17 protein-coding genes are annotated in these 20,674 nt (G+C 45.8%); 3 read left to right on the forward strand and 14 right to left on the reverse strand.

The annotated features are described in order from the left end of the window. Nucleotides 1-10: 10 nt before the first annotated feature. The 7 genes from HMPREF1212_RS11535 to ppdK form a co-directional block, all read right to left on the reverse strand. Nucleotides 11-601 (reverse strand): adenine nucleotide alpha hydrolase family protein, encoded by a 591-nt coding sequence (locus HMPREF1212_RS11535; RefSeq protein ID WP_087880919.1) that lies wholly within the window; start codon nucleotides 599-601, stop codon nucleotides 11-13. 1 nt (nucleotide 602) lies between these two features. Then, entirely contained in the window at nucleotides 603-989 is a 387-nt protein-coding gene (locus tag HMPREF1212_RS11540; protein WP_046149455.1) for a hypothetical protein, read from the reverse strand. After that, nucleotides 979-1,845, reverse strand: coding sequence for a ParA family protein (locus tag HMPREF1212_RS11545; protein ID WP_046149456.1), 867 nt, complete (start codon nucleotides 1,843-1,845; stop codon nucleotides 979-981). Before HMPREF1212_RS11545 ends, HMPREF1212_RS11540 begins: the two co-directional genes overlap by 11 nt. A gap of 201 nt (nucleotides 1,846-2,046) precedes the next feature. Further along, nucleotides 2,047-3,612 carry a relaxase/mobilization nuclease domain-containing protein gene (locus tag HMPREF1212_RS11550; protein WP_046149457.1) on the reverse strand — a complete coding sequence of 522 codons (1,566 nt, stop codon included), beginning with the start codon at nucleotides 3,610-3,612 and terminating at the stop codon, nucleotides 2,047-2,049. A gap of 38 nt (nucleotides 3,613-3,650) precedes the next feature. Next, nucleotides 3,651-4,037, reverse strand: a complete 387-nt coding sequence (locus HMPREF1212_RS11555) for a plasmid mobilization protein (RefSeq protein WP_046149458.1) — start codon at nucleotides 4,035-4,037, stop codon at nucleotides 3,651-3,653. 1,095 nt (nucleotides 4,038-5,132) lie between these two features. Then, nucleotides 5,133-6,629 (reverse strand): tyrosine-type recombinase/integrase, encoded by a 1,497-nt coding sequence (locus HMPREF1212_RS11565; protein WP_046149460.1) that lies wholly within the window; start codon nucleotides 6,627-6,629, stop codon nucleotides 5,133-5,135. A 204-nt stretch (nucleotides 6,630-6,833) separates the two neighbouring features. Continuing rightward, nucleotides 6,834-9,554 (reverse strand): pyruvate, phosphate dikinase, encoded by a 2,721-nt coding sequence (gene ppdK, locus HMPREF1212_RS11570; protein ID WP_028729374.1) that lies wholly within the window; start codon nucleotides 9,552-9,554, stop codon nucleotides 6,834-6,836. Between the two features lie 192 nt (nucleotides 9,555-9,746). Between ppdK and rlmD the strand changes: the two genes are divergently transcribed. Beyond that, nucleotides 9,747-11,162, forward strand: coding sequence for a 23S rRNA (uracil(1939)-C(5))-methyltransferase RlmD (rlmD, locus tag HMPREF1212_RS11575; RefSeq protein ID WP_028729375.1), 1,416 nt, complete (start codon nucleotides 9,747-9,749; stop codon nucleotides 11,160-11,162). An 11-nt stretch (nucleotides 11,163-11,173) separates the two neighbouring features. Beyond that, a complete protein-coding gene (locus tag HMPREF1212_RS11580; RefSeq protein WP_046149461.1) occupies nucleotides 11,174-12,571 on the forward strand; it encodes an MltF family protein in 1,398 nt (465 codons plus the stop codon). Here the strand turns inward: HMPREF1212_RS11580 and HMPREF1212_RS11585 are convergent, their stop codons facing one another. From HMPREF1212_RS11585 to HMPREF1212_RS11610, 6 genes are read right to left on the reverse strand one after another with little or no spacing between them, the layout of a single operon-like run. Further along, nucleotides 12,572-13,096 carry an ATP-binding protein gene (locus tag HMPREF1212_RS11585; RefSeq protein ID WP_046149462.1) on the reverse strand — a complete coding sequence of 175 codons (525 nt, stop codon included), beginning with the start codon at nucleotides 13,094-13,096 and terminating at the stop codon, nucleotides 12,572-12,574. Next, nucleotides 13,093-13,836, reverse strand: coding sequence for a PHP domain-containing protein (locus tag HMPREF1212_RS11590; protein ID WP_046149463.1), 744 nt, complete (start codon nucleotides 13,834-13,836; stop codon nucleotides 13,093-13,095). Before HMPREF1212_RS11590 ends, HMPREF1212_RS11585 begins: the two co-directional genes overlap by 4 nt. Next, nucleotides 13,833-14,171 (reverse strand): DRTGG domain-containing protein, encoded by a 339-nt coding sequence (locus tag HMPREF1212_RS11595; protein ID WP_028729379.1) that lies wholly within the window; start codon nucleotides 14,169-14,171, stop codon nucleotides 13,833-13,835. Before HMPREF1212_RS11595 ends, HMPREF1212_RS11590 begins: the two co-directional genes overlap by 4 nt. Then, complete coding sequence (locus HMPREF1212_RS11600; RefSeq protein WP_028729380.1) at nucleotides 14,158-15,537, reverse strand: [Fe-Fe] hydrogenase large subunit C-terminal domain-containing protein; 1,380 nt, start codon at nucleotides 15,535-15,537, stop codon at nucleotides 14,158-14,160. Before HMPREF1212_RS11600 ends, HMPREF1212_RS11595 begins: the two co-directional genes overlap by 14 nt. Before the next feature lie 6 nt (nucleotides 15,538-15,543). Beyond that, on the reverse strand, nucleotides 15,544-15,966 hold the full coding sequence (locus tag HMPREF1212_RS11605) for an ATP-binding protein (RefSeq protein ID WP_028729381.1): 423 nt from the start codon (nucleotides 15,964-15,966) through the stop codon (nucleotides 15,544-15,546). Nucleotides 15,967-15,984: 18 nt separating this feature from the next. Next, nucleotides 15,985-16,329 (reverse strand): hypothetical protein, encoded by a 345-nt coding sequence (locus HMPREF1212_RS11610; protein ID WP_028729382.1) that lies wholly within the window; start codon nucleotides 16,327-16,329, stop codon nucleotides 15,985-15,987. Between the two features lie 194 nt (nucleotides 16,330-16,523). Between HMPREF1212_RS11610 and HMPREF1212_RS11615 the strand changes: the two genes are divergently transcribed. Beyond that, entirely contained in the window at nucleotides 16,524-17,897 is a 1,374-nt protein-coding gene (locus HMPREF1212_RS11615; RefSeq protein WP_046149464.1) for an aminopeptidase P family protein, read from the forward strand. Nucleotides 17,898-18,317: 420 nt separating this feature from the next. Here the strand turns inward: HMPREF1212_RS11615 and HMPREF1212_RS11620 are convergent, their stop codons facing one another. Next, nucleotides 18,318-20,621, reverse strand: coding sequence for a family 20 glycosylhydrolase (locus HMPREF1212_RS11620; RefSeq protein WP_046149465.1), 2,304 nt, complete (start codon nucleotides 20,619-20,621; stop codon nucleotides 18,318-18,320). Nucleotides 20,622-20,674 lie beyond the last annotated feature (53 nt).

The raw sequence follows: 20,674 nt of genomic DNA on the forward strand, positions 1-20,674 counted from the left end.
GCTGTTGAGATTAAGGCGTTGCTAATAGAGATACTTCACACAGAAAGGGAAAAGGTAGAAATTGCAGCCCTAACTTCATACCACGACATTCCAAGTGATTCTTTCGCTGGATGTCGTTGGTATAGAAAAGGGTATTACGCTCTTCGTCCACGATATAGCCTTTGGATTTGAGGCGGGAACGAAGACGAACCCTGGCCCGATTGGAAACTACCTTAATTTGCGTAATTGGTTCCAAACCGAAGACTACCCGACGTCTTTCTCTACGAATCATCTCGCCACGGATACGTGAGGCTACTTGATAGCTTTCTGCCTTAGTGCGTATCAAACCTAATTTGGCAGCAATACGGCTGACGCTCATCTTGGTAATGCCCAATTCTCTGGCCATTTCAGAGAAGGAACATTGATGGAAGTGGTTCCGCACATGCTCGGCACGTACCATCCACTTGGATTTAGCAATCTTGCCAAGACCCAATTTACGGGCTTGGTTCTTGACGGCTGTCTCACTCAGTTGCAGACAAGCAGCTGTATAGGCGGTTGTCTCTACCGGGTATAACTCGGTAAGTGCCCGAATCATATTGTCGGTCCATTTGGTCTTTCTCATATCATTCATCTTTGAGGTTCGTAAATAGGGATTTCTTTTCTCGTCGATATTGAGCCAACAAAGGCAGATAATTCTCGAAGAAGGAGCGAACGATGGCGTTAACCAAGTCGCTACGGCAGCGGTTGTGTATGTTGCAATCATCCAACGAATCGGCCAGATCACGGTCGAGTTTGCAAACCAACCGGTCGCTTTTGTCTTTCTGTTCGTCAGGAGATTCCAAATAGCCCATGAAGTCATTCCAACATTTATCCATGGTGGCAGATGGGGCTTGTTCTTCAGCGGGTATAGGAGTAGTCGGTATCACCTTGTCCTTGGGTTTGCCCAAGATGAAGTCTGAGTCGTTGATACCTTTCGTGAGGTCGTCTATTTGAGGAATGTCATTCGTCATTGTCGTCTGAAGTTTGAGGGTTATGAGTATTATCTTTATCTGTAGAATCAGTAGGTTCATCGGTAGCTTGAACAGATTCTTCGGGTGGAGAACTCTTTTTCTTCTTCTCTGGCTTTGGCACTATGTTTTCAGTAAGCTGTATGCCAGATAGCTCAACCTCCCGAATTGGATTGACCGTATTGAACATGCGAACATAGATTTTCTCAAAGACTGGAGTCACGATTGCAACCTGCATATCCAATGCGGCCATGGTGCTAAAGCGTTCCATATCTGCCCGCTTGGGTATCTTGGAGGTGACATAGCCATAATTGGAAAAAGCATCCCGGGTGTTGTCCCAGATAATCAGCTCTGAGCGTTTTCCCACTCTTCCATCATTCAGGTTGGGAATAATGAAGAGTTGGGCTTTCATTCGATCGCCAACCGCCTTTCGAAGTCTATCGACAAACATCAGGAAGCTTGCAGTGGAGGGAACCGTTACCACATCGTAGTGAAATGGTACTACAATGATGTCCGTATTGACGAACATCGGTACCAACCCTTCGGCTTTCAAGCTACCGGGTGAATCCATCAGTACTACATCGATTTCTGGATCATTGTGCAACTTCTCCATCAGGGAGGTCATCATCTCCTTATCGTTGGCTTCATAAGCCCATACCTCATAGGGCATCTGCTGTTCCCCATATTTTTGAAGGTCTGCATTGCGACATTTCATGATGGAGTGCTGAAAGTCACAGTCAATCACCACCACACGCACGCCTTTCGTCACCAGATAGTTGGCGAAGGTTACGCAGAGGGTCGTCTTGCCGACACCTCCTTTTTGGTTTGCGAATGTGACGATAATCGGAGTCTGTATCATTCCTGTATAAAATTTGATTCTCCGACAAATATATAAGTGGAGTAACCTGCAAAACGAAATGCACAACACTTTTGTGCTTTGGGTTGATTCAACCTTAGTACATGTGGACTTATCATCCCAGTTATGGGAGTTGATAGAAACTAAAAAGGTTACAATAGAAAGTCCTATTCGACTTCTACTGTAACCTTTAGAACGTTCAAATTATCTCTTTAGAGAGCGTTCATCGTCAACGGTATCGTAGTTGCCCTTTTGACCAACTTCCCATTCACGCTTCTCACTTTGGCTACCACCACCGCCATCTTTGAACTTAGGCAAGTGTAGTCGCTTCGAGCCTACTTGACTATTCGCTAATGGAGCAGGCTGGCTACCTCTTTGTGGCTGCCACTTCAAGCGTTCAAGATTGAAGCCTTCCTCTGAGAGATTGATGATGACATGCTTTTGGAAGTTGATGGCATAGACCGCATCTCCTTCCTGACGTATGATAAAGCCTTCGGCACGAAGTTGGCTTCTGACTGAGGCGGTGGCTGTTTCATCCTCGAATATTGCACGCAAGCGATTGACGCTTGGCTCGTAGTTTTTGGGTCGTTCTGACGAGAGGGAAACAAGGTCCGGGCGATTGACCTTGAAGATACGGCAAAGCAAATCTCGCTCGGCTTCGGTGGTGGGTTTGAATTTTTCAACCCATTCAATACGGTTGTTACGGTCGATAGCTTCGGCCATAAAATCCTTGAGTGGCCGCGATTGGCCATCAAAGTATACGACACCTTTCTTTATATAGGCACGCTGCTTTCTTAGTTTCTGATAAATCTCGCCTTGGGTAATCTTGGGATTGATGGTGAGCAACTGGTCGATGTAGCTCTCGATGCGGTCAAAGCGTTGTTCGGGAGTGGCGAAATCAAGCAGTTCCTCCATCGAGAGGACTTTGGCTCCATGGATAACTGTTTTATTGGCATGATCCACTATCATGTAGCCATAGGCTGCATCTTTCTTACCAAAGAAGATGATGTCGATACCGAACTTGCTCTTCAACTCTTTCTGAAGCTCTTCCTTGTTGGCACTCACATCACGATATTTTTTGAGAATACTTCGGAGCTGGCGGCAACGTGTTCGCTCCCGATAACCATTCTTGTACAAGGATTCCAATTCAGATAATGGCATCGCTTGCTGTACTTTGCCACCATGTTTGATGAATACCTTTCCTTCCTTTTGATAGACCTCATAACCCATGGATTGCATGATAGCTTTGTATTGGGCGAATGAGGAGAAGGTGTATTCTTTGGCGGCATCTATGTCGTTCTTGGTCGTCTTCTTGCGGTCATTACCCAAGATGCGGTCGATGACTTCCTGCGAACGTCTTCGTTCATGGTCGTGTGCTATCTTCTTGCCGTCAGGTGAGATACGTGAGGTTACGATATGCAGATGGGTATTGTCGGTATCGTAATGGGAATAGACCAGTAGAGGTTGGCCAGCTTCACCATAGCCCATCTCTGACAGATAACGATGGGCAAAGTCCAGCACTTCTGCCTCCGACATCTCATGGCCTTTGCAGGAGAAGGCCACATGAAACTGGGCTTTACGGATTCTATCGTTTCGAGAGGTATAATCCTGAAGATATTGAACCAATTCATCGGGGGTAGGCTTACCGAAGGTTCCGAGTGCTCCGAAATTTTGAATCTCGAGCAATCGGGCTACACCTTTCGCTACCTTTCTTTCATTGTAACCAACAGCATGGAAGTTTGAACTTCCGGGTAATATCGTTGCAATCATCTGAGTGTTTTGGGTATTTCAGTTATTCAATTATTCGGTTATTTGAATTTGATGGCCTTTTGTGTTACGGCATCGAGTTCTCGTTTTATCTCGTTTAAAGTTCTCTGGGTTTCCTGTATCTGAGGCATTATGACCTCCTGAAGATAACTGGGTGCCAGTAACCCGGCTACCGAAAGTTCATTGGCTCGCTTGACCGATTGATTTAGGTTACTGCCAACCCATGATAACTCATTCTGGAACTTTCGGTGAAACGCACTAAGGTCATTGATAAGTTCAAGTCGTTGCTTGGCGTTCACATTGGAGTATTCCGCTATGGCCGAACGGATATAGTGGCTCACAGAGGAGTAGGAAGCTGATTTCTCCCTTAGGTGTTCGGCTTCAGTTGGAGTAAGCCGTAACTGAAAGTACTTGGTTCGTTGGTTCATCTTCTTCTGATAATTGGGTGGACAAATATCCCGGACACCCTTTCGCGGAGCGTAACACGATGGAATCGTCCCGCTGCGGTGGCAGTCGGCAAGTCACCTTTGGCATGGAGAAACGCAGTTTTGTAATGACAAAGGTACAACTTGCTTAGCAAATCCTGCAACGCAGTTCGATGGTCTCCAGGGAGCTTTATTGCACCAAAGTTATCAAAAGAAACGCTTTGCGAAGAAATGGGCAACACAATAGTTATGGAGCCAATAACCCATGGCTCAAGTGACTGAGGTTTCGCAGACTATGAGTTGTGTAATCCATCTAACCAAGGTTACAGGATAATCAGACTGATAATAGCTTGGAGTCGTCGATTGGCTGGTTGATGAATATGTTGGTTCGTTGATATGTCGATGTAATAAACCGAGATACAAAGGACATATACATCCAGAGTCTCAAGCATCCTAATGATAAAAGCCCAATGGCCGCCAAACCAAATATCCGAAGTTAGTCAGATACTCGATAATTGGGTTCATGAAGTGGTGCTACCCAAATAGCAATAACCGAGATTCGGACTATAGATGTTCCTTTTGGCATACGGTAAACCAAACTAAAAGATCATGGAATAATCGACTAAAATATCAACAAATCATGACACTTAAATACTTGTAAAAGAGCTATCTACACCTCAAAATAAAGGCGATATTATTTCATTATTTCGTTGAAAATCACTATATTTGCATAGAGATTTAGCCTATGATGTCGAAGTAAAATATTGAACTTATGTTGTACGGATTACTATTATTTCTGTACTTGCTTCCAGTATGTTTGGTGGCAATTTTGCTCTTCAAATTTGGATTGTGGATTATCTTGAGCATACTCAAACTGGCCATCAGGTTGGTGAAGAATTTCTTTGTGCTTTTGTGGAAAGGTATCTTGCTGTCATTTGCCATCACTATAGGGCGCAAAGCATCTGGCTGAAGCTGGGTGCCAGCCAGAGGGAAGAAGAACAAAAGCCGTACAAGTCATTGCGACCAATACGGCTTTTTGTGCATCAACTAAGTTTTTCCCTCTACGTTGGGAAGTTCACTTGGGGACTACAAGGGAAATTAAAAACCTTTCCCTTTGCTTCGTTCATAGACGGCCTCACGTTGCGTATCACAATTGGTGAGACGGAACTGTACGTTACAGCCGGTAGGGATGTCCTTGGGTAACTGTACTACAAGTTTGGCTATCACCTGATCCACATTGCTGAAACCAATATCAGTCAACTCTCCAACCACCTTTCCTTTGAAATAAGCTCGACCATAAATCATCATCTTCTTTGAAATACGAAACAGCTTTTCTTCTGATGCCTCTAAATCACGAGCCTTTCCTTGCTTACTCTTTTGATCGCTGAAGAAGATGAAATCTATGACTTTAGCATTGAGCGTCCAGGCTGGGGTAAAATCAATCTTGACGTAACCACGAGTAACATTAAAGCCATGACTATGGTTCATGCCAAAAGCGACCTCATACAGATTGGCATCGCAGTCGTTTTGGGCAATGGTGGCCCAAGTATGACGGAAGGTATAGAAACAATAGTTATCCTCCTTATCCATACCCATATCCTCACAGATCTTTCGAATGCCTATGTTTACATTGGCATTGAAACTATCAGAGTTGCTGTATCGCTGATGGAAGTTGAAAAGATACTCTTCCTTCTTGTCGGTAGAAAGGTACTTCTCAAAAGTGGACTTGATAAAAGGTTCTACACGCATTTCCATATAGGCCTCGTCTCTACGGCTATGGCGAGTTTTTGCTCGCTTATAGCCAATGATGCCATTGCGATAGTCTTTCTTCTTGAGCTCATACATATCTACGGTGTTCATTCCATCCAAACACAATGAAAGCATAGCTACATCTCTTCCTAATTCAGGAAGGGAAGATAGCATCTTCGTCTTTGGCAGAGGACGATTGAAGAACTCACGACACGCTTCGGCACTAATAGCACGCTGCATACCATGGTCAGATTTAGGAATCGTTATCTTCAACCAAGGATTGAACTTAATTCGGATGATGTTTCGTTCTTCATCATTGAACTCGATGAAAGCACGTTTGTAAATTTGACGCACGCAAGTAGGATACATTTCCTTTGCACGATTAGTTTGTCCCAGACTTTCAATCCACTTTCTCAGGACAGCTGTTGTCAGGAGACTAAACATCAAACGGTTTGATCCCAGATAGCGTTCCAAATGGTTGACGGCAAGGCGATAATTTTTCGCATTACGCTCGTGACCTTCTCTTTCCATTTGGTCGATGAAATGATTGGCATACGTGCTGAAGCATACATCGGCATCAGTTTCTGTCAAATACCCAATCAACTCCGTAACTGTGTACTCCGAAATATCTTTGCGATTTACCATGTCGATATAACGCATAATCTCACGAGAACAGTACTCATTTACTATCGCATCCTTAATTTCTCCAGACTTCAAAATCTGTTTCTCGGTGACGAGCTTATCAGTTTTGATGTAGCCCATTTTGGAGCGGTGAACGACGCGTATGTACACCGGATAAAAGCCATCGGTTCTCTTCTTTCTAACTACTACTTTGAATGTTGCCATAACTAATTGATTTATAAGTTGTTTCTTAGTGTATACGTTGGTGTATGCGCGGGGTTTCAAAAGTGTATGCGTGGTGTATGCAAATGCCGTTTATTTGGCTCATTTTTTGCGGTCAAATGTACGAACCGCCTAAAAACAGTTTAGGCTGTAATGCTTGAATATCAATGCATTACAGCCTAAATCAATGATTAGCTAAAAATCTCTTTAGTCCTCTATTGCTGCCTGCGCCGCTGCGATACGTGCAATAGGCACGCGGAAAGGTGAGCAGGAAACATAATTCAAACCAACTCTATGGCAGAATTTAACAGAAGAAGGCTCACCGCCATGTTCGCCGCAAATACCACATTTCAGATCCGGACGGATAGCACGTCCCTTTTCTGTTGCCATTCTTACTAACTGACCTACGCCATTCTGGTCTAATACCTGGAACGGATCTACTTTCAGGATCTTCTTTTCCAGATAGATAGGCAAGAAAGAAGCGATATCGTCGCGTGAATAACCGAATGTCATCTGAGTCAAGTCGTTTGTTCCGAACGAGAAGAATTCGGCAGAAGAAGCGATACGGTCGGCTGTTAAAGCGGCACGTGGTATTTCGATCATGGTACCCACTTTAAAGTCGATACGGTCTCCCACTTCTGCAAATAACTTTTCTGCAGCATCACGGATTACTTTTTCCTGTTCTTTAAATTCATATAAGATACCTGTCAGCGGAACCATAATTTCCGGTTTGGCAACAATACCTTCCTTTTTCAATTCCAATGCCGCACCTAAAATGGCACGTGTCTGCATTTCTGTGATTTCAGGATATGTATTACCTAAACGGCAACCACGGTGACCCAACATCGGGTTATGTTCGCAAAGCGATTCCACACGCTGCTGGATAGTCTTTACAGAAACCCCCATAGCAGCAGCCATTTCTTCCTGTCCTTTCAGATCGTGAGGAACGAACTCGTGCAAAGGAGGATCGAGCAGACGAACAGTAACAGGCAGATCATGCATAGCCTTGAAGATACCCTTAAAGTCAGCCTGCTGATAAGGCAAAATCTTTTTCAATGCATTCTTACGTCCTTCCGCATCTTCTGCCAGGATCATTTCACGCATAGCTTTGATCTTTTCGCCTTCAAAGAACATATGTTCCGTACGGCACAAACCGATACCGCTTGCACCGAATGCACGGGCAATTTCCGCATCATGAGGAGTATCCGCATTGGTACGAACCTGCAGTCTGGTATATTTGTCGGCCAACTTCATTAATTCTGCGAAATCATCAGACAACTCAGCGGCCTGTGTTTCGATTTGTCCTTCAAAGATTTCCCCGGTAGAGCCATTAATAGACAGGAAGTCACCTTCTTTCAGCGTAACACCGCCAACTTCGATCGTTTTCTTTTTGTAATCGATATTCAAACCACCGGCTCCCGATACGCAGCATTTACCCATACCACGGGCAACAACAGCAGCATGTGAAGTCATACCGCCTCGGGCAGTCAAAATACCTTCGGCAACAGCCATACCTGCCAAGTCTTCAGGAGATGTTTCAATACGAACCAGAACTACTCGTTTTCCGGCAGCATGCCATTCAGCGGCATCATCAGCAAAGAATACGATCTGACCGGTAGCTGCACCCGGAGATGCAGGCAGACCTTTTACCAATACTTTTGCTTTCTTCAACGCAGCCTTATTGAATACCGGGTGAAGCAATTCATCCAGTTTGTTCGGTTCGATACGTGCTAATGCTGTTTTTTCGTCAATCATTCCCTGGTGAAGCAGATCCATAGCGATCTTTACCATAGCAGAACCAGTACGTTTACCGTTACGGGTCTGAAGGAACCACAGTTTACCTTCCTGTACAGTAAATTCCATATCCTGCATATCACGGTAGTGATTTTCCAGTTTAGTCTGCAATGCATCCAGTTCTTTATAAATTTCCGGCATTGCTTCTTCCATAGAAGGATACTTGGCAGCTCTTTCTTCTTCAGGGATACCGGCACGTTCAGCCCAACGCTGTGAACCGATCTTTGTGATCTGTTGCGGAGTACGGATACCGGCTACAACGTCTTCACCCTGTGCGTTGATCAGGTATTCACCATTGAACAGGTCTTCACCGTTACCAGCATCACGAGAGAAACATACACCCGTTGCTGACGTTTCTCCCATATTACCAAACACCATAGCCTGAACCGTTACAGCTGTACCCCATTCAGCCGGAATACCTTCCATCTGACGATACAGGATAGCACGTTCGTTCATCCATGAATTGAATACGGCGCAAACAGCACCCCACAATTGCTCATAAGCACAAGTTGGGAAGTCGCTTCCGGTTTGTTTTTTAACAGCAGCCTTAAATTTTGTAACCAATGTCTTCAGGTCATCTACGGTCAACTCGTTATCCAGCTTTACGCCTTTGGCCTCTTTTACTTCTTCGATGATGGCTTCAAACGGGTCGATATCTTCCTTGCTGGTCGGTTTCATACCCAAAACAACATCACCGTACATCTGTACAAAACGGCGATAAGAGTCCCAGGCAAAACGAGCATTACCGGTTTTGCGTGTTAACCCTTCTACTACTTCGTCGTTCAAACCCAGGTTAAGGATCGTATCCATCATACCCGGCATAGAAGCGCGTGCTCCGGAACGGACAGAAACCAACAATGGGTTTTCTATGTCTCCGAACTTGGAGTTCATCAACGTTTCTACATTAGCGATAGCCTTTTCAACGTCCGACTTCAGTAACTCTACTACTTTCTCCTGGCCCAGTTCGTAATATTCCGAGCAGACATCTGTAGTGATTGTGAATCCCGGAGGAACCGGAACACCAATTAAATTCATTTCGGCAAGGTTTGCACCTTTACCACCCAGCAGATTTCTCATATCCGCTTTACCTTCGGCTTTTCCATTTCCGAATGTGTAGACTCTTTTCTTTTCCATGTGTCAGACAGTTTTTATTTATTAGATTTCAGTTTTGCTATCTCTACATTGCAATGGTGCAAATATATGCTATTTAGGGGTATGCAGGATACGGTAAGTTAAATAATTTTATATGTTTTATAACCATTCCATACCATTCGTATCAGCTAAATATGTACATTTGCGTGGCGAAAATTTTAAACACAGATAAAATTGGCAAGAAATAAGAAGCAGTTACCCTTGTTGGAAAAGGTAACAATTACAGACGTAGCCGCTGAAGGTAAAGCGATTGCACGAGTGAATGACAAAGTAATATTTGTCCCTTTTGTTGCTCCCGGCGACATTGTTGATATCCAGATTACCCGTAAAAAAAGTAGTTTTGCAGAAGGTCGGGCTGTACGGTTCCACGAGTACTCAGCGGAACGTGCCACTCCTTTTTGCGAACATTTCGGTGTTTGCGGCGGTTGCAAATGGCAACATCTCCCCTACAAGGAACAGTTAAAGTATAAACACAAGCAGGTTATCGACAATCTTACCCGTATCGGAAAGATCGAAATGGAAGAGATTTTCCCTATTCTGGGATCTGAACGTACCACTTTCTACCGGAACAAGCTTGAATATACTTTCTCTAACAAGAAGTGGCTGACGGAAGAAGAAGTAAAGTCTGGAGCTACGTTCGATTGTATGAATGGTGTCGGTTTCCATATTCCCGGAATGTTCGACAAGGTGCTCGACATCAATAAATGCTGGTTGCAGGATGATATTTCAAACCGCATCCGCCTTTGTATCAAAGACTATTGCCTGACACACGAAGGGTATCCTTTCTACGACCTGAGAAATCAGGAAGGTTTTCTGCGTACATTGATGATCCGTACGGCTTCAACCGGTGAGCTGATGGTTGTCGTTGTTTTCTATCACGAAGACGTAGAACGTCGCGAAGCGTTGTTGTCGCACGTAGCAGAACAATTTCCGGAAATCACTTCCTTATTATATGTAATCAACGAGAAGTGCAACGACACGATTACCGACCAGGAAATCTTGGTATTCCGTGGAAAAGATCATATGATCGAAGAGATGGAGGGTCTTCAGTTTAAAGTCGGCGCTAAATCATTCTACCAGACGAACAGCGAACAGGCTTACAACTTATATAAGATAGCCCGCGAATTTGCCGGACTGACCGGAAACGAAATGGTTTACGACCTTTACACAGGAACCGGTACGATTGCCAACTTCGTATCACGGCAGGCAAAGAAAGTAATCGGAATAGAATACGTTCCGGAAGCTATTGAAGATGCAAAAGTCAATTCCGCCCTGAACAAGATTGAAAATACCTTATTCTACGCAGGCGATATGAAAGATATTCTTACTACCGATTTCATAAACCAACACGGTCGTCCGGATGTTATTATTACTGATCCGCCACGTGCCGGTATGCATGACGATGTAATCAACACCATCCTTCTTGCCGAACCGGAGCGTATCGTCTATGTCAGCTGTAACCCGGCCACACAGGCACGCGACCTGAGTCTGCTCGACGTGAAATATGCCGTGAAGAAGGTACAGCCGGTAGATATGTTTCCACATACACATCATGTGGAGAATGTCGTTTTACTGGAAAAGAAAAAGTAACATATATAATAATGTATAGGAAAATCGTCTCCCTTTTGTGTATCACTTTGCTTTTGAATAGCTGTTCCGGCACTAAGCAACAAGAGCAAAAGGAAGACGATTCTGTCTTTACAGACCTTCCCCAGTTGAAGGCGGCAGGTGAGATCACCGCCGTTACGCTCTACAGTTCCACGTCCTATTTCCAATATAAGATGGAACCGATGGGATACGAGTACGACCTGATCAAAGACTTTGCCCGTTCTGAAGGACTGAAGCTGAATATCAAAGTAGCTGAAAACGCCACCCGCCTGATCGAAATGCTTGAAGCCGGCGAAGCCGATGTCGTAGCCTACCCTATCCTGGTGAACAATAAGCTGAAGGAAGATTATCTATATTGCGGACGTGAATCGCAGACCAGCCAGGTGCTCGTTCAGCGTGCCAACAAAGGAGACACGATCCTCAAAGACGTAACACAACTGATCGGTAAAGACGTTTACGTAAAGCCCGCAACGAAGTACTACCAACGTCTGAAGAATCTCAATGAAGAACTGGGCGGTGGCATCCACATAAAAGATATAGAAAAAGATACGATCACAACCGAAGACCTGATCTCGATGGTTTCGCAGGGAGAGATACCCTATACGATCAGTGATGATAACATGGCCCGCCTGAACAAGACCTATTTTTGGAATATCAACGTCTCGTTGAAGGTCAGCTTTATGCAGCGCTCTTCGTGGCTAGTACGTAAAACCAGTCCGAAACTGGCAGAAGCAATCAACGCCTGGGCGTCGGACAAATCCGGAACCCATGTCTACAAGGCAGCGATGAAGCGGTACTTTGAATTAGGTAAACAGCCGCTTACCGTAGACTTGCCCCCTGTCAAAAACGGGCATATCTCCCCTTACGACGATCTGTTTAAGAAGCACTCCAAGAATATCGGATGGGACTGGCAGTTGCTCGCTTCCATCTCTTATCAGGAATCACATTTCAACCCGTCGGTCGTTTCATGGGCCGGAGCCGAAGGTCTGATGGGCATTATGCCGAATACAGCCCGGGCACTCGGTGTCACTCCCCACGAACTGAAAGATCCTGATGTCGGCATCCGCACCGGGGTGGACTGCCTGCGCAAGTTCCGTCAGGGCTTTTCCGAAATAACCGATCCGCAGGAGAAGGTAAAGTTTACATTAGCGTCTTATAATGCAGGTATCGGACATATCTATGACGCACAGCGTCTGGCCGAGAAGTACGGCAAAGACCCGAAAGTCTGGGACAACAATGTAGCCGAATATGTCCGCCTGAAAAGCGATCCGGAATACTATAACGACCCGGTCTGCAAGCACGGTTACCTGCGTGGCTCGGAAACATTCAATTATGTACGCGAAGTGTTGGAACGGTTTGACTATTACAAATCAAAGACCCGGCACCACTGATCATTTCAGATTTTCAGCCAGCATTTCTTTGATCACGAGTATCACTTTCGGATGGTTTAGTGGTATATCCTCAAAAATACTTTGAAGTTCTTTTGTGCTCAATTCAAAGCTATGTTCCCCTTTCCTATAGGTAAAACAGACGTTGATAGCCGGATTACCGCTTATCAGCATCGCGACCGTTCCCGCCAGGTCTCCCCACGGCGGGCAATCTATATGAGACGTATGAAAGCTGGCTGTAACTTCCGTGCCTTCCCCCGGTTGGGATATTATCTTTACAGACCCGCCTGTCTGCTCCGCATTTTGTATAAGAAAAGGTATTCCCAGCCCTATCCTGCGGGTGGTACGGGTGGTATAAAACGGATTGGAAACGCGCGAAACGGTTTCGGCATCCATCCCACAACCGTTGTCAGCAATACGGATACGCGCATTATTCCCCTCGATAACGATATCCAGCATAATACGGGTCGCTCCCGCACGGACACTGTTCGAGGCAATATCTGTAATATGAAATGTTAGTGTGTTCATCCTGACGAAAGTATTAAATGATCCTGACTACCCGAATAAGCCATCCTGATATTATCGAATAAAGGAGCCGAAGCCCGTATCAGGCAAGGTTTACTTCCAATCTGTTCGGGATAATGAGCGTCGGAAGCCTGATAACAAATATACTTTGACAGATACTTCTGTTCCGACAAAAGCCGGGCAAAACGGGATGCATCCGTATACTCGATCGCATCCAAAGGCAAGGACGGATCGATAAACCCCAGCTGGCTGATCAGGCTGAAAGAAGGCCGTTCCACATGTGCCGCAACGAAAAGCCCGCCCAACCCTTTGACTACAGCCGCTACTTGATTGACATTCCGGTCGAGTGCGGAGATCAGCAAGTAGGGAGCTTCTCCCATTATTTCATCGTTCCGGTTCACCCAGACCTGATCGCCGAAACGTTCGGGATCATTAGGGACGGAAGGAAGATGCCGGTCGAGGTATTGCTGAAAAGCAACACGGGCTTCTTCAGTTCCGAATAAGGCCAGGCAATGCGCTTCTTCACGGGTACAGACTTCAGCTCCGGCCAGGACCGTTAATCCCGCCTCTGCTCCCAACGCCTGAATTTCCGGACATTGCAACGTGCTGTTGTGATCCGTTACGGCAATGATATCCAAGCCACGGGCAAGAGCTGTTTCGACAACGACCGTAGGGCTCATATCCAGGCTTCCACAGGGTGAAAGGCAGGTATGAATATGCAGATCAGCCCGGTAAAGATTCATGCGTTTTGCAGGAGTTGATAAATCTTACCGGAGATAACGAAAGCGGAAAGCGGCGTCCCGAGCAAGGGAATACCTTCTTCCCTGCCTTTCTGCAACGTCTCTTCATCCGGCGAAGCTCCATTGACCACCAATACGGCGGCAGCATCTTTCAATGTGGCAACAGCGACTATATTCTGATGAGTCTGCATGGTCACCCACAGCATTCCTTCTTCCATATGCCCCATTACATCACTCAGCAGGTCACTGGTGTAACCGCCTTTTATCTCCGTATCCAGACTCTCTTCGCCACAGAAGACGGTGAGTTCCAGTTCTTTTATCAGATCACTGACCTTCATATTTTGCTCCTTTCTTATAACAGTCTTTGTTTAAACGATCTTTCCCCCAAGTCTTTTCTATCAGACGGAAGGCATGTTCCTGATCCAGTTTGCCATGCTTCTCCATATTACGCTGCATGAAAACACAGTCGCTGAACTGGGCTTCGTGGCGGACGATATCTTCCGCAAGGCTCTGGCAATTAGGGTTTCCGCAAGCTCCGCAGTCGATACCCGGCAGGTAACACATCAGGCGGCGCACCTGCTCCATCTTCTTCAGGACTTCTTCGATATTGCCGTCGAAAAGCAGTTTCGGATTCGGATGAAGCGGACGGATGGTAATGTGTTGCTTCAGATAAGCCAAAGCGCCGAAACGCTCGGAAGCATAAATAAGCGGTGCCTTATCACGTTTCATCGAACGCTTCATGATCCGTTCGGAAGTCAGGAAACGGTTGGCCACGGCAAGCACCCCTCCGGCACAGCTACGGTCGCAGGCACGGAGTTCGAGGAAATCGACGTTGCGCACCTCATTGGTCGTTTCCATCCGTTCCAGGAAATCGATCACATTGTGTATTTCATCGATGGCAAGGCAACGGCCGGAGAAGTGTTTGGCTTCACCTCCGGTCTGGCTCCATCGCATCTCTTTCTTGGTAAGTGCCGGCGGAAGGACACATTCCGGCTTATAGCCTTTCGGACGGTTTTGCAGGATATGGTATACCTTATTATATAATGTATCCATATTGATCACTCCGTTTATCGTAGAAGAATAGCCGTCCTCTCCTTTCAATGCCGCAATCTTGGCGGCACAAGGCGTGACATAAAAAAGACCGATCTGTTCCGGCTTATACCCTTCTTCCGTCAACACCTGATGATAATAAGTGGCCGTAGCATTGACCGGACTCTTTACCAGCAGGATATTATCGACCAGTGCCGGGAAACGGATCTGTATCAACCGTACGATAGCGGGACAGAAAGAACTGATAACCGGCTTCTCCTCGGCCAGCTCCATCTGACGGAGCATTTCGCGATGGATCATGTCGGCCGTAAACTCCACTTGGTAAACATGGGTAAACCCTAATTCATACAGGGCGCTGAATATCTCTTCCTCCGTAGTGTATTTGGAGAACTGCCCGATAAAAACAGTAGGAACCAATGCCACGCGGCATTCATAACCAAATATCTTCTGGAAGTCGTCCTGCTCAACAGAGATCGCTTCTGTCGGACAGGCTTTCAGGCATTCACCGCAATCGACACACCAGTCTTTACGGATCACGGCTTTTCCATCGCGGATACGGACTGCCCGTGTAGGACACTTCGTCATACAATGGGTACAACCGATACAACGATCCTTATCGATCCTCAGGGCATGATAAAACTTGGTCTTCTCCATAACGCTTTATTCCTTTGTCGCGAACCAGGTAACCATGCGTACGGTTGTCCCCACGCCTACCTCGCTCTCTATTGTTAGTTCGTCTACATTCTTCTTCATATTGGGAAGTCCCATTCCCGCACCGAATCCCATTTCCCGCACAGCAGGCGAAGCGGTCGAATAGCCTTCCTGCATGGCTTGCTGAATATCCGGAATGCCGGGGCCTTCGTCTTTCAGTAGCAAGGTGATCTTTTCGGCATCCAGCGTGGCAGATACTTTTCCGCGCCACGCATGAGCTACGATATTTACCTCGGCTTCGTACAAAGCAACGACGATCCTCTTGATAATGCGGGAATCGATAGACAATTGCTTCAATACCTTCTTTATCTGGCTGGATGCATATCCGGCTTTCGAAAAGTTTCCTCCTTCCAGTTCAAAACTATATTGCATGCTGATTTCCTCCTTTCCTTAAAAAATAGGTAAAAGGCCGCTACAGTATAACTCGCCCACCGTATGGTACATGGAATGTTCCGTTTCAAGCAGGATCATATTGTTTTCCGAAGCTACCGCCAACATCTCATCCGTCACCCGTTTGCCCCTGACGAAAAGGATACAGGACACATCGGCCATTTCGGCCGTACGGATCGTTTGCAGGTTGCAGAGTCCGGTGATCAGGATCACTTCATTACAATCCACTGTCAATACATCGCTCATCAGGTCGCTGGCAAAAGCACATTGCACTTCATGGTCTAGCTTATCGCTTCCACATGCTACGGTTGCTTCGGTAAGTTCTTGTATCTGCTGAATCTTCATAATGTATGCAAGGTTTAATTTGTGAGGCCAATGTAAGAAATATTTTTTAATAGATACCCGTTAGTTTATATTAATTACTATCTTTGTTTCAAAACGAAGATAAGCTGCGCCTCGGCATAAAAAATGAACTCGTTCATTTTATTCTGCTCTCGGCTTGCATTATCTTTGATAGCAATAAATAAAATCCAAAAGTTATGTTTAGTAAAGAAACGTATATGGCCCGCAGGGCTAAACTGAAACAGACTATCGGTTCAGGTTTGTTACTTTTCCTCGGAAATGATGAGTCAGGTATGAACTATGCAGATAACACATACCACTTCCGCCAGGATTCCACTTTCTTGTATTTCTTCGGACTTCCCTATGCCGGGCTGTCTGCTATCATCGATATTGACAACAACAAAGAAATCATCTTCGGTGACGAACTGACCATCGATGCAATCGTATGGATGGGAACCCAGCCTACGCTGAAAGAGAAAAGCGAAGCAGCCGGTATCACGGAAGTTCGTCCGTTCAAAGAAATCGAAACGTATCTGAAAGCGGCGCAGCAGAAGAGCCAACGTGTTCATTACCTGCCGACTTACCGTGCCGAACATCAGATCAAGTTATTCCAGTGGCTGGGTGTCGTGCCGGGTACGGAACAACCTTCGGTTCCTTTCATCCTGGGTGTTGTGAACCAACGTAATTATAAGAGTGCGGAAGAAATTGCAGAGATCGAAAAGGCTTGTACGGTTACTGCCGATATGCACCTGACCGCCATGCGTACTGTCCGTCCGGGAATCCGTGAAAGCGAAGTGGCTGCAGCTGTCGCCGAAGTAGCTTACGCTAACAACTACCAGCTCTCCTTCCCTATTATTGCGACAATCAACGGACAAACGTTGCACAACCACGATCATAGCAATATGATCAAGAGCGGCGATATGTTACTGCTGGATGCCGGTGCAGAAACGGAAATGGGTTATGCGGGCGATATGTCGTCTACCATTCCTGCCGACGCCAGATTCACAACCCGCCAAAAAGATATTTATGATATTCAGGTAGCTGCCCACGAAGCTGCTGTTGCCGCCCTTCGTCCGGGCATTCCTTTCGTCGACGTTTACGAGCTGTCTTGTAAGGTAATTATGGAAGGATTAAAAGACCTTGGATTTGTAAAAGGCGATCCGATGGAAGCTGTAAAGGCCGGTGCTCATGCCATGTTCATGCCTTGCGGATTAGGACATATGATGGGACTCGACGTGCATGATATGGAAAACCTGGGTGAAATATATGTCGGTTACGACGGACAGCCGAAAAGCACAGAGTTCGGCCGTAAGTCTCTCCGCCTGGGACGCAAACTGGAACCGGGCTTCGTTCTCACTATCGAGCCGGGCGTTTACTTTATTCCTGAACTGATGGATCTGTGGAGAAGCCAGAACAAGTTCACCGAGTTTATCAATTACGAAAAACTGGTTACTTACAAAGACTTCAGCGGTATCCGTAACGAAGAAGATTACCTGATCACAGAAGACGGAGCACGTCTGCTGGGTAAGAAGATTCCTTTGCATACGGATGAAGTGGAAGCATTAAGATAACATAGCAAAACAAGCATTAAACCCTTCACCATTCACCTCATGAAGGTTAATGCATTATAAAACAACATATAAAGTACCATTCACACAGGTGAATGGTTGCTTAAAAAGGTGAAGGGTTGGTTTGAACCCTTCACCTTTTATCGTTTCAGATTACTTACTACTAGCACTTACATACCTGGACACTAGATGAAAGATATAAGCCTACTAAGTCAAACATTACGTTTAATTTACTTAACGACGTCTGTCGCAAAGCTTAACGACGAAGGTAATTAAGATTATAAGTCATTACTTAAGGCATAGTTTATAATAGGTTTGACGGTAATGAGTAGTAAGGTAATACGTAGTCTATATAAATGAAAAATCCCCGTAAAGAGCTTGTTACTTCTCTTTACGGGGATCTTTTTGGGGATTAACTGTCTGTTAGTAAGCGAACATATTCGTATTAGCAGGTATCTCTTTGCCATCGGCAGTCATTACCTTCAACTGAAGCATACCGCCGTTATTATCGAAGTATTTCACCTGGATCGGATGCAAACCTTTCGCCAAAGCCTTCTGGCCTGTCACTTCACGTACCGAGTGAGGGCCGTCGTTATCGACCACCTGCTCGCCGTCGATAGTCAGCGTGCTGCCGTCGTCAGAGATCAGGTTGAAGGTGTAAATAGCATCTTCCGGCGCATTGAAATAGCCGGATATTACCAGGCCGATATTACCTTTTGCTTCAGCCGGGATCGTTACTTCAGATATTTCGTACGTGCCGTTAACCGGAGCTTTCTCTATATCTGCGCATTTATTGCCTTTGAACTCATGCCATACAGCCTGCAAACCTTTCTTTAAAGGAGTTGCTTCCGCTGCCGGAGCATATTCGCTTTTGATATAACGGGTCTTTACAATGTCGCCTTTCTTACCGTTCGGACGGAAAGTACGGAAAGTGAAGTCGGTTGTTTCCGGCACCTTGATCGGCTCCGTATAGCGGGGAGACTCCAGTGTCGGGATGCTGCCGTCTGTCGTATAATGAATTTCCACACTCGGATCAAGGCATGTTATCGTTACGTTGCCTTCACCGATAAACGCATTTGTATTATTGAAACCTTCCAGATCCGGCATACGGTAATTCACACCCATAATGTTCAGGCGGGGGAATTGCTTAACCAACCTTTCTGTGAAACCATCCCAACTCTTAACCGAAGGATCGCTCCAAGCCTGTTCAGACAGGGCCATCATACGGGGCATGATCATATACTGTGCACGCTCGAAAGAAGGGATATACTCGCACCAGAGATTTGCCTGTATACCCAGGATCAATGCTTTCTGTGCATCATTCAGCGATTCAAGCATCGGATTGAAGTTATATACGCCCGGCAGGGAGTTTTTATCCTGCTGATAATCAAAATAGAAATTGGTATTCGGACTCATGATCGCATGGTTGCCTTGTGCCGTTGCATCCGGAACCGATTGCGGATGCCAGCTGCGCCACCACATGATTGTAGCCGTCGGAGATAATCCGCCTTCCAGAATTTCATCCCAGCCGATCATCTCTTTTCCGTTCTCGTTAAAGAATTTCTCCATGTCGTGAACGAACCAGGCCTGCAACTCCTCTTCGGTCTTCAAGCCATTGTCTTTCATTCGTTTCTGACAGTCAGGGCATTTCTTCCAGTTTGTCTTTTCCACTTCATCAGCACCCAGATGGATATACTTATAAGGGAAAAGAGGAATTATCTCACTATAAACATTTTTACAGAATTCAAGTGCCGAATCCTTACCCGGACAAACGGGAGAAGAGAACGTCGTTCCCCAGCCTGTCTGATTAAAACAGGAAACACCGGTATAGTTGCTTACCGCAGCCAGCATGTGACCCGGCATATCTATTTCCGGGATGACATCTATACCACGTACGCCGGCATATTCTACAATTTCCTTAATATCGTTCTGCGTATAGAAACCTCCGTATAAAGTATCGCCTTGTGTAATGCGCAGTTTCTCTGCCGGTATTTCATAGTCAGGATTATCCTGTACTTTTGCCAATCTCATGCATTCGCGGTCATGATTGTTGAAGGTACGCCAGGCTCCCTTTTCGGTCAGCAACGGATATCTCTTTATCTCGACACGCCAACCCTGATCATCCGTCAGGTGCCAGTGGAACTTGTTCAACTTATAAAGAGCCATCATATCGAGCAACTCCTTCACTTCTTCTTTTGTCGAAAAATGACGGGAAACATCCAGCATCAACCCTCTCCAGCCGAAACGCGGAGCATCGGTGATCTGAACGGCCGGAACACTCCAGGTAATATCGCTTACCACTTCCGGTGACTCGATCTCTGCCGGAAGAAGCTGGCGAAGTGACTCGATACCGGAAATAACTCCCCCATACGTATTTCCCTTGATCTGCACTTTGCCGGAAGAAACATCCAACGTATAAGCACCTTCATTTTGTCCTGCGATATCACTAACCGCCAGGGATATGTCGCCATCTCCTTCGCGTACATTATATATATAACCGGTTGAACGGGAAAGCAGGCCGGAAAGATAGTTGGCTGCCGGTAATAATTGTTTGTCGGCCACGCCAATGGTCATACCGTCTTTCAAGGTAAACTCGCCGTTGGCATTCTTAATCTCTTTGGGAATGGGAATAATGGATACATCGTGCGACACAGGCGTGGTGGGCGAGCATGCACTCAGCAATAATGCTCCGGTCACGGAACAAGCCGCAATAAGTTGTCTGTACATTTTAATTGTGTTTATTTGTTTGGTAATAAATTAGAAGCAAAAATACAAAAAAA

It is taken from the genome of Parabacteroides sp. HGS0025, from assembly GCF_000969845.1.
GTDB classification, from domain to species: domain Bacteria; phylum Bacteroidota; class Bacteroidia; order Bacteroidales; family Tannerellaceae; genus Parabacteroides; species Parabacteroides gordonii.

What these genes read in the sequence shown, in the direction of transcription:
- HMPREF1212_RS11610 (WP_028729382.1), bottom strand. Translation starts at nt 16,329, where the DNA reads ATGAAGATTCAGCAGATACAAGAACTTACCGAAGCAACCGTAGCATGT.
- HMPREF1212_RS11545 (WP_046149456.1), bottom strand. Translation starts at nt 1,845, where the DNA reads ATGATACAGACTCCGATTATCGTCACATTCGCAAACCAAAAAGGAGGT.
- HMPREF1212_RS11540 (WP_046149455.1), bottom strand. Translation starts at nt 989, where the DNA reads ATGACGAATGACATTCCTCAAATAGACGACCTCACGAAAGGTATCAAC.
- HMPREF1212_RS11600 (WP_028729380.1), bottom strand. Translation starts at nt 15,537, where the DNA reads ATGGAGAAGACCAAGTTTTATCATGCCCTGAGGATCGATAAGGATCGT.
- HMPREF1212_RS11565 (WP_046149460.1), bottom strand. Translation starts at nt 6,629, where the DNA reads ATGGCAACATTCAAAGTAGTAGTTAGAAAGAAGAGAACCGATGGCTTT.
- HMPREF1212_RS11620 (WP_046149465.1), bottom strand. Translation starts at nt 20,621, where the DNA reads ATGTACAGACAACTTATTGCGGCTTGTTCCGTGACCGGAGCATTATTG.
- HMPREF1212_RS11580 (WP_046149461.1), top strand. Translation starts at nt 11,174, where the DNA reads ATGTATAGGAAAATCGTCTCCCTTTTGTGTATCACTTTGCTTTTGAAT.
- ppdK (WP_028729374.1), bottom strand. Translation starts at nt 9,554, where the DNA reads ATGGAAAAGAAAAGAGTCTACACATTCGGAAATGGAAAAGCCGAAGGT.
- HMPREF1212_RS11605 (WP_028729381.1), bottom strand. Translation starts at nt 15,966, where the DNA reads ATGCAATATAGTTTTGAACTGGAAGGAGGAAACTTTTCGAAAGCCGGA.
- HMPREF1212_RS11535 (WP_087880919.1), bottom strand. Translation starts at nt 601, where the DNA reads ATGAGAAAGACCAAATGGACCGACAATATGATTCGGGCACTTACCGAG.
- HMPREF1212_RS11595 (WP_028729379.1), bottom strand. Translation starts at nt 14,171, where the DNA reads ATGAAGGTCAGTGATCTGATAAAAGAACTGGAACTCACCGTCTTCTGT.
- HMPREF1212_RS11550 (WP_046149457.1), bottom strand. Translation starts at nt 3,612, where the DNA reads ATGATTGCAACGATATTACCCGGAAGTTCAAACTTCCATGCTGTTGGT.
- HMPREF1212_RS11590 (WP_046149463.1), bottom strand. Translation starts at nt 13,836, where the DNA reads ATGAATCTTTACCGGGCTGATCTGCATATTCATACCTGCCTTTCACCC.
- HMPREF1212_RS11585 (WP_046149462.1), bottom strand. Translation starts at nt 13,096, where the DNA reads ATGAACACACTAACATTTCATATTACAGATATTGCCTCGAACAGTGTC.
- HMPREF1212_RS11555 (WP_046149458.1), bottom strand. Translation starts at nt 4,037, where the DNA reads ATGAACCAACGAACCAAGTACTTTCAGTTACGGCTTACTCCAACTGAA.
- HMPREF1212_RS11615 (WP_046149464.1), top strand. Translation starts at nt 16,524, where the DNA reads ATGTTTAGTAAAGAAACGTATATGGCCCGCAGGGCTAAACTGAAACAG.